The 14,866-nt window shown below is 76.0% G+C and carries 15 protein-coding genes; 9 read left to right on the forward strand and 6 right to left on the reverse strand.

The window, feature by feature from the left end; translation table 11 throughout:
* Positions 1-11 precede the first annotated feature (11 nt).
* Genes Mco01_RS19410 through Mco01_RS19420 form a run of 3 tightly spaced genes read left to right on the forward strand, consistent with a single transcriptional unit; the run spans position 12 to position 3,510 of the window.
* Complete coding sequence (locus Mco01_RS19410; RefSeq protein WP_239103739.1) at positions 12-833, forward strand: carotenoid biosynthesis protein; 822 nt, start codon at positions 12-14, stop codon at positions 831-833.
* Entirely contained in the window at positions 821-2,272 is a 1,452-nt protein-coding gene (locus tag Mco01_RS19415; RefSeq protein ID WP_239103740.1) for a phytoene desaturase family protein, read from the forward strand. The genes Mco01_RS19410 and Mco01_RS19415 overlap by 13 nt, the downstream gene beginning before the upstream one ends.
* Positions 2,269-3,510: a glycosyltransferase family 2 protein gene (locus Mco01_RS19420; protein WP_239103741.1), complete on the forward strand. Its 1,242-nt coding sequence runs from the start codon at positions 2,269-2,271 to the stop codon at positions 3,508-3,510. Before Mco01_RS19415 ends, Mco01_RS19420 begins: the two co-directional genes overlap by 4 nt.
* On the opposite strand, the gene Mco01_RS19425 is transcribed toward Mco01_RS19420, so the two are convergent.
* A complete protein-coding gene (locus Mco01_RS19425; protein ID WP_204058314.1) occupies positions 3,392-4,057 on the reverse strand; it encodes a glycerol-3-phosphate acyltransferase in 666 nt (221 codons plus the stop codon). The genes Mco01_RS19420 and Mco01_RS19425 overlap by 119 nt on opposite strands.
* A gap of 1 nt (position 4,058) precedes the next feature.
* Here Mco01_RS19425 and Mco01_RS19430 point away from each other — a divergent pair, with 1 nt between their 5' ends.
* Complete coding sequence (locus tag Mco01_RS19430) at positions 4,059-4,736, forward strand: spheroidene monooxygenase (protein ID WP_239103742.1); 678 nt, start codon at positions 4,059-4,061, stop codon at positions 4,734-4,736.
* A gap of 11 nt (positions 4,737-4,747) precedes the next feature.
* Here Mco01_RS19430 and plsX read toward each other — a convergent pair whose 3' ends face one another.
* The 4 genes from plsX to Mco01_RS19450 form a co-directional block, all read right to left on the reverse strand.
* Positions 4,748-5,692 (reverse strand): phosphate acyltransferase PlsX, encoded by a 945-nt coding sequence (gene plsX, locus Mco01_RS19435; protein ID WP_204058329.1) that lies wholly within the window; start codon positions 5,690-5,692, stop codon positions 4,748-4,750.
* 170 nt (positions 5,693-5,862) lie between these two features.
* A complete protein-coding gene (locus Mco01_RS19440; RefSeq protein ID WP_204058315.1) occupies positions 5,863-6,807 on the reverse strand; it encodes a phytoene/squalene synthase family protein in 945 nt (314 codons plus the stop codon).
* Entirely contained in the window at positions 6,804-8,273 is a 1,470-nt protein-coding gene (gene crtI, locus Mco01_RS19445; RefSeq protein ID WP_204058316.1) for a phytoene desaturase family protein, read from the reverse strand. Before crtI ends, Mco01_RS19440 begins: the two co-directional genes overlap by 4 nt.
* The gene (locus Mco01_RS19450) at positions 8,273-9,328 is read right to left on the reverse strand and encodes a polyprenyl synthetase family protein (protein WP_204058317.1); all 1,056 of its coding nucleotides are present in this window, start codon (positions 9,326-9,328) and stop codon (positions 8,273-8,275) included. Before Mco01_RS19450 ends, crtI begins: the two co-directional genes overlap by 1 nt.
* A 273-nt stretch (positions 9,329-9,601) precedes the next feature.
* On the opposite strand from Mco01_RS19450, the gene Mco01_RS19455 reads away from it, so the two are divergent.
* The 4 genes from Mco01_RS19455 (at position 9,602) to Mco01_RS19470 (ending at position 12,776) form a co-directional block, all read left to right on the forward strand.
* Positions 9,602-10,657: a MerR family transcriptional regulator gene (locus tag Mco01_RS19455; RefSeq protein ID WP_204058318.1), complete on the forward strand. Its 1,056-nt coding sequence runs from the start codon at positions 9,602-9,604 to the stop codon at positions 10,655-10,657.
* A 114-nt stretch (positions 10,658-10,771) separates the two neighbouring features.
* Entirely contained in the window at positions 10,772-11,296 is a 525-nt protein-coding gene (locus tag Mco01_RS19460; protein WP_204058319.1) for an RNA polymerase sigma factor, read from the forward strand.
* 2 nt (positions 11,297-11,298) lie between these two features.
* On the forward strand, positions 11,299-12,249 hold the full coding sequence (locus tag Mco01_RS19465; RefSeq protein WP_204058320.1) for a YbgA family protein: 951 nt from the start codon (positions 11,299-11,301) through the stop codon (positions 12,247-12,249).
* A gap of 59 nt (positions 12,250-12,308) precedes the next feature.
* Complete coding sequence (locus Mco01_RS19470; RefSeq protein WP_204058321.1) at positions 12,309-12,776, forward strand: TspO/MBR family protein; 468 nt, start codon at positions 12,309-12,311, stop codon at positions 12,774-12,776.
* A gap of 110 nt (positions 12,777-12,886) precedes the next feature.
* Here the strand turns inward: Mco01_RS19470 and Mco01_RS19475 are convergent, their stop codons facing one another.
* On the reverse strand, positions 12,887-13,372 hold the full coding sequence (locus Mco01_RS19475) for a MarR family winged helix-turn-helix transcriptional regulator (RefSeq protein WP_204058322.1): 486 nt from the start codon (positions 13,370-13,372) through the stop codon (positions 12,887-12,889).
* Between the two features lie 90 nt (positions 13,373-13,462).
* On the opposite strand from Mco01_RS19475, the gene Mco01_RS19480 reads away from it, so the two are divergent.
* On the forward strand, positions 13,463-14,866 hold a 1,404-nt coding region (locus Mco01_RS19480), incomplete at its 3' end, for a phosphoketolase family protein (RefSeq protein WP_204058323.1).

The following is a 14,866-nucleotide window of genomic DNA, read 5'->3' on the forward strand; positions in this document are numbered from 1 at the left end:
AAAGACCCTGTGTGGACACACGGGAGATCCGCGGGGAGAGGGCGGGAGACGACGGCCCCGGCGCCGCAGGCGTCCGGCCCCACGAGCCCGGGGCCGCAGGCGGACGCGGGCTGAGGGCGGCGGGAGGGCTTCTGCTGGCGGCCATGGTGGCCGCCCAGGTCGCCTCCGGGCTCCGGCCGGGCGACCTCAGGCTCACGAGCGCGGTCGTCGTCCTGCTGGCGGCGGCCGCGCTGGCCTTCGCCGGCGCGGCGCACACCCCGCGCCGCGCGTTCGCCGCGTTCGCCGCCGCCGTGGCCGTGGGCTACGCCGCCGAGTGGGCCGGGACCAGGACCGGCCTGCCGTTCGGCGAGTACCGGTACACCGGCCTGCTGTGGCCGCACCCGGGAGGCGTCCCGCTGGTCGTGGCCCTCGCCTGGGGTGGCATGGGCCTGGCCGCGCACGCGGTCGCCCGGCGGGCGGTCCCGGGGAGCCGGCCCGCCCGGCTGCTCGTGGGGGCCGCCGCCCTGACGGCCTGGGACCTGTTCCTCGACCCGCAGATGCTCCGCCTCGGGCTGTGGACCTGGGCCGAGCAGGGGCCGTACCGGGGCGTCCCGCTGAGCGACTTCGCCGGCTGGCTGCTGGTGTCCCTGCTGGTCGTGGCGGTGATCGACCGGGTCGCCGGGCCCGCGCGGGCGGGCACCGGCCTGGTCGTCCTCTACACGGTCATGGCCGCGATGGAGACCCTCGGCTTCGCCGCCGTGTTCCGGCCGCCGGACCCGCTGGTCGCGACGGCGGGCGGCGTCGCGATGGGGGCCTTCGCCCTGCTGGCCTGGAGGCGTCCGTGGCCGGCGTGATCGTGGTCGGCGGCGGCGTCGGGGGGATGGTCGCCGCGCTGCTGCTCGCCAGGGACGGGCACGACGTCCGGCTGTACGAACGGCTGCCCCGGCTCGGGGGGAAGCTCGCCGAGCACCGCCGCGACGGCTTCACCTTCTCCATCGGGCCCTCGCTGCTCACGCTGCCCGGCCTGTTCCGCGACCTCGGCGTGGACCTCGGCCTGCTCGAACTCGACGAGCTGTGCCGCTACCGCTTCCCGGACGGCTCGACCCTGCCGGCGTACCGGGACGCGGACCGGACGGAGGCGGCGGTCGAGCGGCTGACGGGCGAGGGACGCAACTGGCGGGCGTTCCACCGGTGGGCCGAGGGCTGCCTGGAGGCGTCCATGCGGACGTTCTTCGCCGGGCCGCTCACGGGATCCGTCCGGGACCTCGCGGCGTCGGGGGCGCGGCCGAAAGACCTGCTCGCGGTCGCCCCCGGCCGCACCCTCGACGCGCTCGCCCGCCGGTTCTTCCGGGACCCCCGGCTGCGCCGGTACGTCGACCGGTACGCCACCTACGCGGGGTCGAACCCCTACCGGGCCCCCGCCGCGCTCGGCTGCATCCCCGCGATCGAGCACGGGGACGGCGGCTGGTACGTGCCCGGCGGGCTGCCCCGGCTCGCCGACGCCCTGGCCGTGCTGCTCGACAAGGCAGGGGTCGAGGTCCGGCTCGGCGGCGAGGTGGCCGCGGTGCTCGCCGACCGCGAGCGCGTCCGCGGCGTGCGCCTGGCAAACGGCGAGACGGTCGCCGCGGACGTCGTGGTCGTCAACGCCGACGCCGCCGCGCTGTACGGGCGCCTGCTGCCGGACCGGGCCCGGCTGCGGCGGATCGCCCGCCTCGGGCCGTCCTCGTCGGCGTTCCTCCTCCTCGCCGGGGTCGAGGGCAGGACCGAGGGGCTGCCGCACCACTCGATCGTGTTCTCCGCCGACTACCGGCGCGAGTTCGCCGACATCTTCGACCGGCGCCGCCCGCCCGAGGACCCGACCGTCTACATCGGCTGCTCGGCGGTGCACGACCCCACCCAGGCCCCCGACGGCGCGGAGAACTGGGTGATGCTCGTCAACGTCCCGGCCGGCGATCCCTCCCGGTGGCCGCTCACCCCCCGGGCGTACGGGGACCTGGTGCTGGAACGCCTGGCCGGGCGCGGCCACGACCTGTCCGGTCGGCTGCGCTTCCTCGACCTGCTCACCCCGGCCGACCTGCGCGACCGGTACGGGGCGTGGGGCGGCGCGATCTACGGCGGCGCGTACGGCGGGCCGCTCGCCCCCTTCCGGCGGCCCGGCAACCGGGGTCCCCGGCGCGGCCTCTACCTGGCCGGCGGGTCGGCGCACCCCGGCGGCGGCCTCCCGCTGGTGGCCATGGGCGGACGCATCGTCGCCGACCTGGTGAAGGCGGACCTGCGGCGGTCCCGCCCATGAGGCCGTCCGCGCGGGCCCTCGCCGCCCTGGCGGCGGCGAGACCGGACGGGGGGCGGCCGGTGGGCGCGCAGGTCTTGGCCGCCCTGGCGGCGGCGAGGCCGGCCGCGGCGCGGGCGCTGGCGGGCGCCCAGGCGCTCGCCGCCCTGGCCGTGGCCACCAGACTGGCACGCGGGCGGCGCCGGCTGCCCCCGCTGGCCCCGGCCCCTCCGCTTCCCGGCCTCACGGTCTCGGTCGTGATCCCGGCCAGGGACGAGGAACGCCGGATCGGGCCCTGCCTGGAGGCCGTCATGGCCGACCCGGCCGTGACCGAGGTCGTGGTGGTGGACGACGAGTCCGCCGACGGCACCGCGGCCCTCGCGGCCTCGTACGGCGCCCGGGTGGTGCGAGGCGGGCCGCTGCCGTCCGGGTGGGTGGGCAAGCAGTGGGCGCTCGACCAGGGGCTCAGGGAGGCGCGCGGCGAGGTCGTCGTCACGCTCGACGCCGACGCGCGGCCCCGGCCGGGCCTGGTCGGCGCGCTGACGGCGGCCCTCGACCGCCACGACCTGGTCAGCGCAGGGCCGCGGTTCGTCTGCGACGGCCTCGCCGAGCAGGCGCTGCACGCGTCGTTCCTCGCCACGCTCGTGTACCGGTTCGGGCCGATCGGGCCGCCGTCCCCGCCGGCGCCCCGCCGCGTCGTGGTGAACGGCCAGTGTCTCGCCTTCCGCAGGGACCGGATGCTCCGCGCCGACGGCTTCGCGCGGGTGCGCGGCCACATGACCGACGACGTGGCGCTGGCCAGGACGCTCGCCTCCGGAGGCTGGTCGGTGGGGTTCCTCGACGCCGGCGACCTGCTGGAGGTCGACATGCACGAGTCGGCGGGGGAGGTGTGGCGGGAGTGGGGGCGCTCCCTGCCGCTGGCCGACGTGACGTCCCCGGCCTGGCGGGCCGCCGACCTCGCCGTGGTCTGGCTGACCGCCGCCCTGCCCGTGCTGCGGCTGGCCGCCGGCCGCCCGACCCGGCTCGACCTCGCGCTGCTCGCCGTACGGGCGCTGCTGACGGGGGCCCTGCGGGGCAGCTACGCGCGTCCCGGGCCCGGGGTGGCGCTGTCGATCCTGCTCGACCCCGCCACGGCCGCCCGGCTCACGTACGCGACCCTGCGGCCGGTCCGCGCCTGGCGCGGCCGCGCCTACCCCGCCCGTCCCGTCCCCCCGGCCGGCGGCGACCGGCCAGGGCCGCCATCCCGAAGCGCAGCCCGATGAGGCACATGAGCGCGCCCGTCAGCGCGACGTGCGTCAGCGGGGCGAACAGCGCCTGCAGCACCGGCGTGGCGAACACCCCTGTGCGGGCGCCGGCCGCGAACGACCGGGAGGCCAGGCTCACGCCCACGAGCAGGACGACCGCGAGGGCGAACGCGGGCGGGCACACGACGGCGAACCCCCCGGCGAAGGTCAGGATCGAACGGCCGCCCCGGAAGCGGGCGAACACCGGCCACGCGTGCCCGATCATTGCCGCCGCCACCGCCGCGTACGCCACCGGGACAGTGGGCCCGGCCACGACCCCGAGCCCCGCCGTGTGGGCGCCGCCGACGGCGAGCCCGAGCAGCCCGGCGAGAACGCCCTTCAGCATGTCGCCGGCGAAGACCGGCGCCGAGGCGCGTGAGCCGGCCCGCTCCCGCACGTTCCAGAAGCCCGGGTTGCGGTCGCCCACCTCACGCGGGTCGAACCCGTGCGCCCGGGCCACCAGCACCGCCACCGGGACCGAGCCGAGAAGGTAGCCGCCGATGACCGCGACGAGCAGGGGCACCATCGTGACGTTTCACCTCATCAGGTATGCGGGCCGGGGCGCCATGCGGCACATGGCGTTCGACCGGCCGGTGCTGCGGCGCACCGAGGGGCTCGCGTTCTGGCGGCTGCTGGGCACCGGGCGCGGGCCGTCGATGACACTGGGGGCCGACCTGCGCCGGTGGGCGCTGCTCGCCGTGTGGCGGGACGAGACGGCCCTGCTGGGGTTCCTGGACCGCTCGCCGATCCCGGCCCGCTGGCGGGACGAGGCCGCCGAGTCGTGGCACGTGCGGCTGGAGCCCCTCGCCTCCCGCGGCCGCTGGAACGGGACCGACCCCTTCGCCGGCGCTCTGCGGCGGGACGGGACGGATGGTCCGGTGGCCGTGCTGACGCGGGCCTCGATCCGGCCGTCCCGGCTGGTCGCGTTCTACCGGTCGGTCCCCGGCGTCGACCGGCTGCTGCGCGACCAGGACGGCTGCCTGGCCTCGGTGGGCGTCGGGGAGTGGCCGCTGGCCCGGCAGGCGACGTTCTCCCTGTGGCGGGACGCCGCGGCCGTCCGCGCCTTCGCCTACGCCGGCGCCGCCCACCGCGAGGTGATCCGCCGGGTCCGCGCGCACGACTGGTACGCGGAGGAGCTGTTCGCCCGGTTCAGGCCGTACGCCAGCGAGGGGACCTGGGACGGCGCCGACCCCCTCGCCCGCTGAGCGCCCGCCCGTCACGGGACCGGCCGTACGGCGAGGTGGTCGCGCACGCGCGCCACCACCTGCCCCTCGGCGAGGTCGCGCGCCACGACGCAGGCCCGCGCGATCGTCGGGGCGCGTGAGGAGCCGTGCGCGACGACCACGGTGCCGGTGAGGCCGAGCAGGGCCGCGCCCCCGTGGGTCTCCGGGTCGTAGCGGCCGGCCACCTCGCGCAGCGCCTCCGAGGAGGCCGCGCCCGTCTCCGCGAGGAGCCGCAGCGTGGCGCGGACCGTGCCCTCGACGTTCTTCAGCACCACGTTGCCGGTGAAGCCGTCGGTCACGATCACGTCGACCGTCCCCGCGAGCACGTCGTCGCCCTCGACGTTGCCGTGGAACCGGAACGGCAGCCAGCGCAGCAGCTCCTCGGCCCGGCGGGTCAGCCGGTTGCCCTTGCCCGGCTCTGAGCCGATCGACAGCAGCCCCACCGACGGGTCGGGCACCGCCAGCACGAGCTGGGCGTACGACGCCCCGAGCAGCGCGAACTGGGAGATCATCTCGGCGGTCGGGTCGGCCGTGGCGCCCGCGTCGATCAGCACCGTCGCTCCGCCCGTCGCCGACGGCAGCGCGACCGCGAGGGCCGGGCGCAGCACCGGCGGCGCGGTGCCGAGCCGGGCGACGGCGCACGCCGCGACCGCGCCCGTCGAGCCGGCCGAGACGAACGCGCCGCCCGCGCCCTGCCGTACCAGGTCGAAGCCGACGGCGAGGCTGGATCCGGTCCTGGCGATCGCGCCGGCCCCGCGTTCGGTCATCGGGACCACGTCCGCCGCGTGGGCGACGTCGATCTCGCCGGCGGCGCCCAGCGCGGCAAGCTGCCTGCGCACCACGCCGGCCTGGCCGACCAGCACGATCTGGACGCCGTGCTCGCGGTGCGCCTGCACGGCGCCGCGCACGACCTCGGCCGGTCCGTGGTCGCCGCCCATGGCGTCCAGCACGACCGGCTGCGGCGTGCGGTCGTCCCGCCGGATCAGCTCCCCGATCTCCTGCGCGATCGCGTCCTCGGTCTCCTCGTCCTCGTCCGCCTCGCCGGACTCGGTGCCGCCGGCCGGCCGGCCGCTCTCCTCGGGCTCGTACGGCTCGAACTCGGGGTCCATCACGGCACCTCCGTCCGCCGTTCGGCCCTGCCCGCCGCCGACGCGGCCAGCAGGTGCCGGGCGAAGATCGCCGCCTTCCGCCGCCGGGGGACGCGCGCCCGCCCCCCGAGAACGTCGTGGCCCGCGGCCTCCACCTCGTCCAGGATTCCTCCGTACAGCTCGTACGCCGCCCGGACGCACGGGCGCGAGGACGGCGCGAGCAGGGCGATGCCCGGCTCCGCCAGCCGGTAGTGCTCCCGGGCCCGGTCGATCTCGAACGCGACCAGCTCGCGCACCGCGGGCCCGGCCCGCCCGGCGGCCAGGTCGGCCTCCCGCACGCCGAACTTGTCCAGGTCCGACAGCGGCAGGTAGACGCGCCCCCGGGCCAGGTCCTCGACGACGTCCCGGATGAAGTTGGTGAGCTGGAAGGCGAGCCCGAGCTGGCGGGCGGGCTCGCGGGCCGCGCCGGCGGCGCCCGGCAGGGGCTCCAGCAGCGGGAGCATCATCGTGCCGATGACGGCGGCCGAGCCCTCCATGTACCCCAGCAGGTCGTCGTAGGTCTCGTACCGGCTCACGGTGAGGTCGGCCCGCATGGACGCCAGGAACGCGTCCACGTCGCCGAGGGCGATGTCGAAGGCCCGCACGGTGTGCGTGAACGCGGGGAGGACGGGGTCGCTCACGGCCTCGCCCGACAGGGCGGCGACGAGCCGGGAGATGAGCCCGTCGAGGGCCACCGCCCGGTCGCCGGTCATGTCGAAGGAGTCGACGATCTCGTCGGCGTACCGGGCGAAGCCGTACAACGCGTGGACGTGGGGCCGCTTCCACGGGGGCAGCAGCCGGGTCGCCAGGTAGTAGGAGCGGCCGTGGGCGGCGTGCAGGCGGCGGCAGCGCTCGTAGCTGGCGGTCAGCGTCGTCCCGAGCGGGGGAGCCGGCGCGGCCGGCGGGGTGGACGGCGTGGACGTCATGGGCGGCTCTCCAGGATGCGCTCGGCGGCCAGCCGGCCGCTGATCAGCACCGGCGGCACCCCGACCCCGGGCGCGGTGTACATGCCCGCGAAGTGGAGGCCGGGGACGCGCCGGGCCGTCCCTGACGGCCGGAACCAGGCCGTCTGGGTGAACCGGTGGTCGAGGGCGAACGGGGTGCCCGCCGCGTGGCCGCGCCGCCTCCAGGCGGGCGGGTCGAACACGAGCCGGGGCGCGCCGGACAGGTCGCCGTACCCGAGGGCGGCGAGCCGCCCGAGCAGACGGTCCACGAGGCGGGGGGTGAGCCGCTCCCAGTCGCCGCCGCCCCGCAGGTTGGCGGTGGGCTCCAGCACGCTGAGCGTGGCGTGGCCGCCGGGCCCCGCCTCGCCGTCCGTCTCCGGGCAGGTCACCAGCAGGCTCGGGTCGGGCTGCGGCCGGCCCGCCTCGAGGGCGGCGAACGTGGCGTCCCACTCCTTCCCGAAGTGCAGGGTGTGATGGGCCTGGCCGGGCGGGCGCCGGTCGAGGCCGAAGTGGACCACCAGGCAGGACGGCGAGAAGCGCGGCCTGCGCAGCCGCCAGTCGCCGGCCGGCCCGGGCAGCAGGCCGCGGTGGGCGTTGGCGAGGTCGCAGGCGACCACGACGTGGCTCGCGGCCAGCCGTTCGCCGGTGTCCAGGCGGACGCCCGTCACCCCGGAGCCGTCCGCCTCGACCCGGGTGGCCCGCACGCCGTACCGCATCCGGGCCCCGGCCTTCTCCGCGGCCGACGCCATGGCCAGGGGGATCGCGTGCATGCCGCCCTCACGGGGGAAGTACACGCCGCCGACCGTGTCCATGTGGGCGATCACGGCGTAGACGCCGAGGGCCCGCCGGGGCGACAGGCCCACGTAGAGGGCCTGGAACGTGTGGGCCCGCACCAGCCTGTCGTCGGTGAGGAAGCGGCGGACCAGCCGGTCGAGGCTGCGGAAGCCGCCCATGCGCGCGAGCGCGGCCAGCGCCCGGGGCTGGACCAGCCCGCGCAGCCGGGTCATGTCCCTGTCGATGAAGGCGCGCCACTCGACCTCGAACATCGCCGACAGGTGGCGGCGGAACCGGCGGTACCGCTCGGCCTCCGTCGGCCCGCACAGCGCCCGCACCCGGTCGGCCATCGCGTCCGCCCCCGCCACCACGTCCAGGTGCGACCCGTCGGCGTAGGTCAGGCGGTAGAACGGGTCGAGGCGGCGCAGCGGCAGCCAGCGCTCCATGTCCTCGCCGGCGGAGGCGAACGCCTCGGCCAGCACACCCGGCATGGTCAGCACCGAGGGCCCGGTGTCGAAGCGGTACGGCCCGAGGACGGCGCGGCCGCAGCAGCCGCCGGGGGCGTCGCCCGCCTCCACGACCGTCACCTCGCGGCCGGCGCCGGCGAGCCGCATCGCGGCGGCCAGGCCGCCGAGCCCGGCCCCGATGACGACGACGGGGGCCCGGGCGGCCATCAGGCGCTCCGCCGGGCCGCGGACGCCGCCAGGTCGAGGAGGGCGGCCTCGGCGTCCGGGGGGACCGCGGCGCCTGCCAGCGCCTCACTCGCCCGGTCCACCAGCGCGGCGATCCTGCGCTCGACCTCCTCCAGGGCGCCGGTGGCGACGATCAGCTCGCGGGCCGCCTCGGCGCCGGCCTCGTCGCGCACCCCGTCGAGCAGGCCCCTGCCGCACGCGCCCGACCGCTCCCTGGCGACGGCGAGCAGGTAGGTCCGCTTGCCCTGGATCAGGTCCGCGCCCGCGGGCTTGCCGGTGCGGGCCGGGTCGCCGAACACGCCGAGCACGTCGTCGCGGAGCTGGAACGCCTCGCCCACCGGCAGCGCGTACGCGCTGAGGACGGCGCGCAGCGCGGGGTCGCCGCCGGCGATGGCGTGGCCGAGGTGCAGGGGACGCTCGACCGTGTACTTGCCTGACTTGTACGTCGAGATCAGCACGGCCTGCCGCCGGTCGCCCGGCCCCCGGGCGGCGCTCGCGATGTCCAGGTACTGCCCGGCGATGATCTCCACGCGCAGCTGGGTGAACACCTCCATCGCCTCGGCGAGCCGCCGGCGTCCGGCCAGCAGCGCCGCGTCGGCCCAGGTGAAGGCCAGCATCCCGAGCAGGGTGGCGGCCGACTCGCCGAAGCGCCGCGAGCCGCCCGACCAGCCCAGCTCGCGATGGCGCTCGGCGAGCCGCAGATGCGCCGCAGCCCGGCCGCGCCGGGTGGGGGCCTCGTCCATCACGTCGTCGAGGAGCAGCGCGCACGCGTGGAGCAGCTCGACCGCGCACCCGGCGGACAGCACGGCGTCCAGGTCGCCCTCCGAGCCGCCCGCGGCGCGGTGGCCCCAGTAGACGAACGACGGGCGCAGCCTCTTGCCGCCGCCCGTCACGAAGTCCACGAGGAAGCTCCGCACCGTCTCCCGGTCGGGCTCGTCCAGAAAGTCCAGGCGGCCCATCTCCCGGGCGAGGAGCTCGTCCAGGTGGCGGTCGACCAGTTCCCGCACCCGGTCGGCCTCCCGGGTCAACGTCACCATCCGCGCAGCTCCTTCGGCTCGGTTCCGGCGATCGGGTGTGCCATCAGTAGGGTTTTCGGATCTCGCCGCTCGGGCGGTTGCATCGCCTCCCGAGTCCCGGCCGGGCCGCCGGAGCGGCCGGACCGGTCGCGCGCGGGCGCCGTGCATCCGCCCGGGGGTCGCGCGCCGAAACAAGCCGAGGGAGCGGAGACCCCGCGGGCGGGACGGTCCCGGCCCGCGCGGGCCGGTAGGGTACGACGCGCTCGGCACGACCGCCGGCAGGGCGCGGGCACCATGCGGCGGCAGGCGGCGGACGCCCTGGACGGCGTGGACGGCGTTGGTCGGCATGACGGACGGTGGACGGTGACGGACGAGAGCGGGCCCGAGGCCGGCGGCGCGCCGGTCTCCGACGAGGACACCGGGTACGGCATCGGAGCCGTGGCCCGCAGGCTCGGCGTGCCCGCGCCGACTCTGAGGACCTGGAACCTGCGCTACGGCATCGGCCCCAGCAGGCGCAGCCCCGGCGGGCACCGGCGCTACGACGACACGGACCTGCGGCGCCTGGAGGAGATGAACCGGCTCATCCACGCCGGCATGCCCCCCGCCGACGCCGCGCGCCAGGCCCTGCGGATCCGTCCGGCCGCACAGGGACCCGAGCCGGCGCGGCCCGCGGCCGCGCCGCCCGAGCCGACGCGGCCGTCCGCCCGCCCTCCCCTGGCGCGGGACGCGGCCGTGCCCGGCCAGGGCCTCCTCTCCGCCGCCATGCTCGCCCGGGCCGCGTTCGCCCTCGACAGCCCCACCGTCGGCGGGGCCCTGGAGGCGGCCCTGCGCGCACGGGGGGTCGTCTGGACCTGGGAGAACCTCGCGCTCCCGGTGTTCGCGACGATCGTCAGGCGGCAGCGCGAGTCAGGCTTCGGCGTCGAGATCGAGCACCTGTTCTCGGACCGCCTGCTCGCCGCGCTCACCGCGGTCGCCCGGCGGACCGGCCCCCCGGTGCACCCCCTGCCCGTGCTGCTGGCCTGTGCCGAGGAGGAGCAGCACAGTCTCCCCGCGTACGCGCTGGCGGCCGAGCTGGCCGGTCTGGGCGTGCAGACGCGGGTGCTCGGGGCCCGCACGCCGTACAGCGCCCTGGGGGACGCGATGCGGCGCCTCGGCCCCGCGGTGGTCTTCGTGTGGTCCCAGATGGAGGCCACCGGCGACCCGGCTCCGCTGGCCGCGCTGCCGCGGCTGCGCCCGGCCTGCCGCGTCGTCGCCGGCGGTCCCGGCTGGTGGGACGGCCTTCCGCCGGGCACGACCAGGGTGTCCACGTTTCACGACGCGGTTACAGCGGTAATGACCTTTCTGCGGTGATCCTTCCGTTTTGACCGTTTGTTGACCTCCCCTCTGGGCCTTCGGCCTTGCGTCATCCGAGCGCGGCCAGCTATGAATAGGTTTTGAATAAGTTTCCCGGGCTAGAGGATGCTCATGAACGAGACCCTGGAGATGCGCCTGGCGGCCGGAGAGGCCGGCGCGATAGGGGAGTGCTACGCCGCGCACGCCCCCGCTCTGCGCTCCTACCTGCGAAGACTCGTTCCGACGCAGGACGTCGACGACGTCCTGCAGGTGGTCTTCACCGAGGTGTGGCGCTTCCGGCACCGGTTCGACCCCTCGCGCAGCCTGTCCGCCTGGCTGTTCGGCATCGCCCACAACCGGGCCGTCGACCACCTGCGGGCGCGGACGCCGACGACCGTCCCGCTGGAGGCGGTCGCCGACCCGGCGGGGCGGGACGGCCGCGAGGACGGCGACGCGTTCGCCGACCGCGACCGGGTCCGCCGTGCCCTCGACGCGCTGCCCGACGTCCAGCGCCAGGCCATCGAGCTGGCCTACTACGGCGACCTGACCCAGCGGGAGATCGCCGACCGGCTGCGGGTCCCGCTGGGCACGGTGAAGGCCCGTACGGCCCGCGGCCTGCACCGGCTGTCCCGCCTGCTGCCCCCGGCCGCCGCCTGATCATGGACGACGTCAGGCCGAGGGTCGCCGTCTCCCGCTGCCTGCTGGGGGACCCGGTGCGGTTCAACGGCGGGCACAGCCGGGACCGGTTCGTGTCCGGCGACCTCGGCGGGCACGTGGACTGGGTGCCCGTGTGCCCCGAGATGGAGCTCGGACTCGGCGCCCCCAGGGAGAGCCTCCGCCTGGAGGGGTCGCCCGAAAGCCCCCGCCTGATGACGAGGAGGAGCCGCGCCGACCTCACCGGCCCGATGACGGCACTGGCGGCAGAGCGGGCCGCCGGGCTCGACGTGGACGGCTACCTGTTCAAGTCGAGGAGCCCGAGCTGCGGCATCCACGGGATCCCCCTCTACGACGGCGACGCGGTGACGGGCCGCCGCAACCGGGGCCTGTTCGCGGCCGCCGTGATCGACGCCCACCCGCTGCTGCCCGTGGAGGACGAGGGACGGCTGCACGACGCCGTGCTCCGCGAGGCGTTCGTCGAGCGGATCTTCGCCCTGGCCCGGCTGCGGGCCCTGCTGTCGGGCGAGTGGCGCCCCCGTGACCTGGTCGAGTTCCACAGCCGGCACAAGATGCAGCTCCTGGCCCACGACCCCGCGGCGTACCGGGGGATCGGCCGGATCGTCGCCGCGGCCGGCGCCCGTCCCCGCGACCTCCTCGCCCGGGACTACGCCGCGGCCTTCCGGGCGGCCCTGGCGGCGAAGGCGACGGTGGGCCGCCATGTCAACGTCCTCCATCACTGCCTCGGCATGGTCGGCCGCCATCTCGACCGGGCCCGCCGCGCCGACCTGGTGGAGGTCATCGAGTCGTACGAGGCCCGGAGGGTGGCGCTGACCGTGCCGGTGGCGCTGATCCGCCACCACGCCAGGGGCGAGGGCGCCGCTCACGTCAGCGGGCAGACCTACCTGTCGCCGTACCCGGACGAGCTCCGCCTGCGCAACCACATCCCCGCTTGAAAGCCGATCGGGCCGCGCCGTCCGGGAAGGTCACCCGTGCAGAGCGAAAGGACGGACCCATGAAGAAGACGTTCCTCGGCACGGCGCTTGCCGTCACGGCCACGGCCGTCGCAGGAAGCCTGTCGGTCGACGCCACCTCGGCCTGGTACCGCGGGCTCCGCAAGCCCTCCTGGCAGCCGCCGCCGCCCGCGTTCGGCCTCGTGTGGACGCCCCTCTACGCGACCATCGCCTACGCCGGCGGCCGGGCGCTGTCGCGTGGCGGGGAGGGCTCCCGGCCCGCGCTGGCCCGCGCGCTCGGCGCGAACCTGCTCCTCAACGCCGCCTGGTCGGCGCTGTTCTTCCGCGCCCGGTCCCCGAAGCTCGCGCTGGCGGAGATCCTCGCCCTCAACGCGTCGAACGCGCTGCTCGTCAGCCGGGTCGTCCGCGCCGACCGGAGGGCGGGCCTGCTGCTCCTGCCGTACGCCGGGTGGACGGCCTTCGCGACCGCCCTCAACGCCTCGATCGTGCGGCGCAACCCGGACGCCTGAGGTCACTCCGATCTCCGACAGCCCGCGTCGCTCTCGACCGAGCGGTCGGGCGCGGGTTTCCGTCGGCCGGCGGCTCCTGACCGGCCTCACCCGCCGGCGCCGAAACGGTCCTACGTGCCGGGGAATTCGGCGGTCAGGCCCTCGGACTCCATACCGGCCAGGATCCTGTCCAGGAGGCCGTGGAACTCGCGCGTCTGCTGGGGGGTGAGGGGGTCGAACAGGATCCGCCTGACCTCCTCGACGTGACCGGGGGCGGCCTCCACGAGAGCGGCGAACCCGGCGTCGGTGAGCTGCGCGACCGTGGTGCGCCGGTCCTCGTGCCGCTTGGCCCGCCGCACCCAGCCCTTCTCCTCCAGCCGCGCCATCGCGTGGGACAGGCGGCTCGCCGAGTACTGCAGGAACGCGGCCAGCTGCGTCATCGTCATCGTCCGCTCGGGCGACTCCGACAGGGCGACCAGGATCATGTAGTACGCGTGGGGCATGCCGGAGTCGCGCTGCAACTGCCGCTCCAGAGCCATCTGGAGCAGGTGACTCGTCTTGAGGTAGGCGCGCCAGGTGCGCTGCTCCTCGTCGTCGAGCCAACGGGTCTCCGGCATGCGGTAAGCGTACCGATCGGAACGGTCCCCGGCGCCCGGACCGCGGGCATTCGACGGGTTCAAACCGGTCGAGGGGGAAGTGTCACAGGCATGGACGAACTCCAGCGCGTCGACGCCTACTGGCGAGCCGCGAACTACCTGTCCGTGGGCCAGATCTACCTGATGGACAACCCGCTGCTGACCGAGCCGCTGCGGCCCGAGCACGTCAAGCCGCGCCTGCTGGGCCACTGGGGCACCACTCCCGGCCTGAACTTCTGCTTCGCGCACCTCAACCGGGTGATCCGCGAGCGCGGCCAGGACATGATCTACATCTGCGGCCCCGGGCACGGCGGCCCGGCCGCCGTGGCCCACGCCTGGCTGGAGGGCAGCTACACCGAGCGGTATCCGCACGTCACCCAGGACGCCGCGGGCATGCGGAGGCTGTTCCGCCAGTTCTCGTTCCCCGGCGGCATCCCGAGCCACGCGGCGCCGGAGACGCCCGGGTCGATCCACGAGGGCGGTGAGCTCGGCTACGCCCTCGCCCACGCGTACGGCGCGGCCTTCGACAATCCCGGGCTCGTCGTCGCGTGCGTGGTCGGCGACGGCGAGGCCGAGACCGGCCCGCTGGCCACCGGGTGGCACTCCAACAAGTTCCTCAACAGGGACGGGGACGGCGTGGTCCTGCCGATCCTGCACCTGAACGGCTACAAGATCGCCAACCCGGCCGTGCTGGCCCGGATCCCCGAGGAGGAGCTGGTCAAGCTCTTCGAGGGGTACGGCTACCGCCCCCACATCGTCTCGGGCGACGACCCCGCCGCCGTCCACGAGATCATGGCCGCCACGCTCGACACGGTCTTCGGCCAGATCGGCGACGGCGGCCCACTCCCCATGGTCATCCTCCGTACTCCCAAGGGGTGGACGGGCCCCCGCGAGGTCGACGGCCTGCCGGTCGAGGGCACCTGGCGGTCCCACCAGGTGCCGCTGACCGACGTGCGCGACCGGCCCGACCGGCTGGAGATGCTGGAGGAGTGGATGCGCTCCTACCGGCCCGGCGAGCTGTTCGACGAGGAGGGACGCCCCCGCGCCGCGCTGCTGGAGACCGTGCCCGAGGGCCCGCGCCGGATGAGCGCCAGCCCGCACGCCAACGGCGGGGAGTTGCTGCGGCCGCTCGTGCTGCCCGACTTCCGCGACTACGCGGTGGAGGTGAAGGCGCCCGCGGCGGCGTCGAGCGAGCCGACCCGGGTGCTCGGCGGGTTCCTGCGCGACGTGATCGCCGCCAACCCGGAAAACTTCCGGCTGATGGGGCCGGACGAGACCGCCTCCAACCGGCTCCAGGCCGTCTACGAGGTCACGGACAAGACGTGGCAGGCGGCGCTGCTGCCCACGGACGAGCACCTCGCGCCCGACGGCCGTGTGATGGAGGTGCTGAGCGAGCACCAGTGCCAGGGGTGGCTGGAGGGATACCTGCTGACCGGGCGGCATGGGCTGTTCAACTGTTATGAGGCGTTCATCCAC

Source organism: Microbispora corallina (assembly GCF_016863035.1).
GTDB classification, from domain to species: domain Bacteria; phylum Actinomycetota; class Actinomycetes; order Streptosporangiales; family Streptosporangiaceae; genus Microbispora; species Microbispora corallina.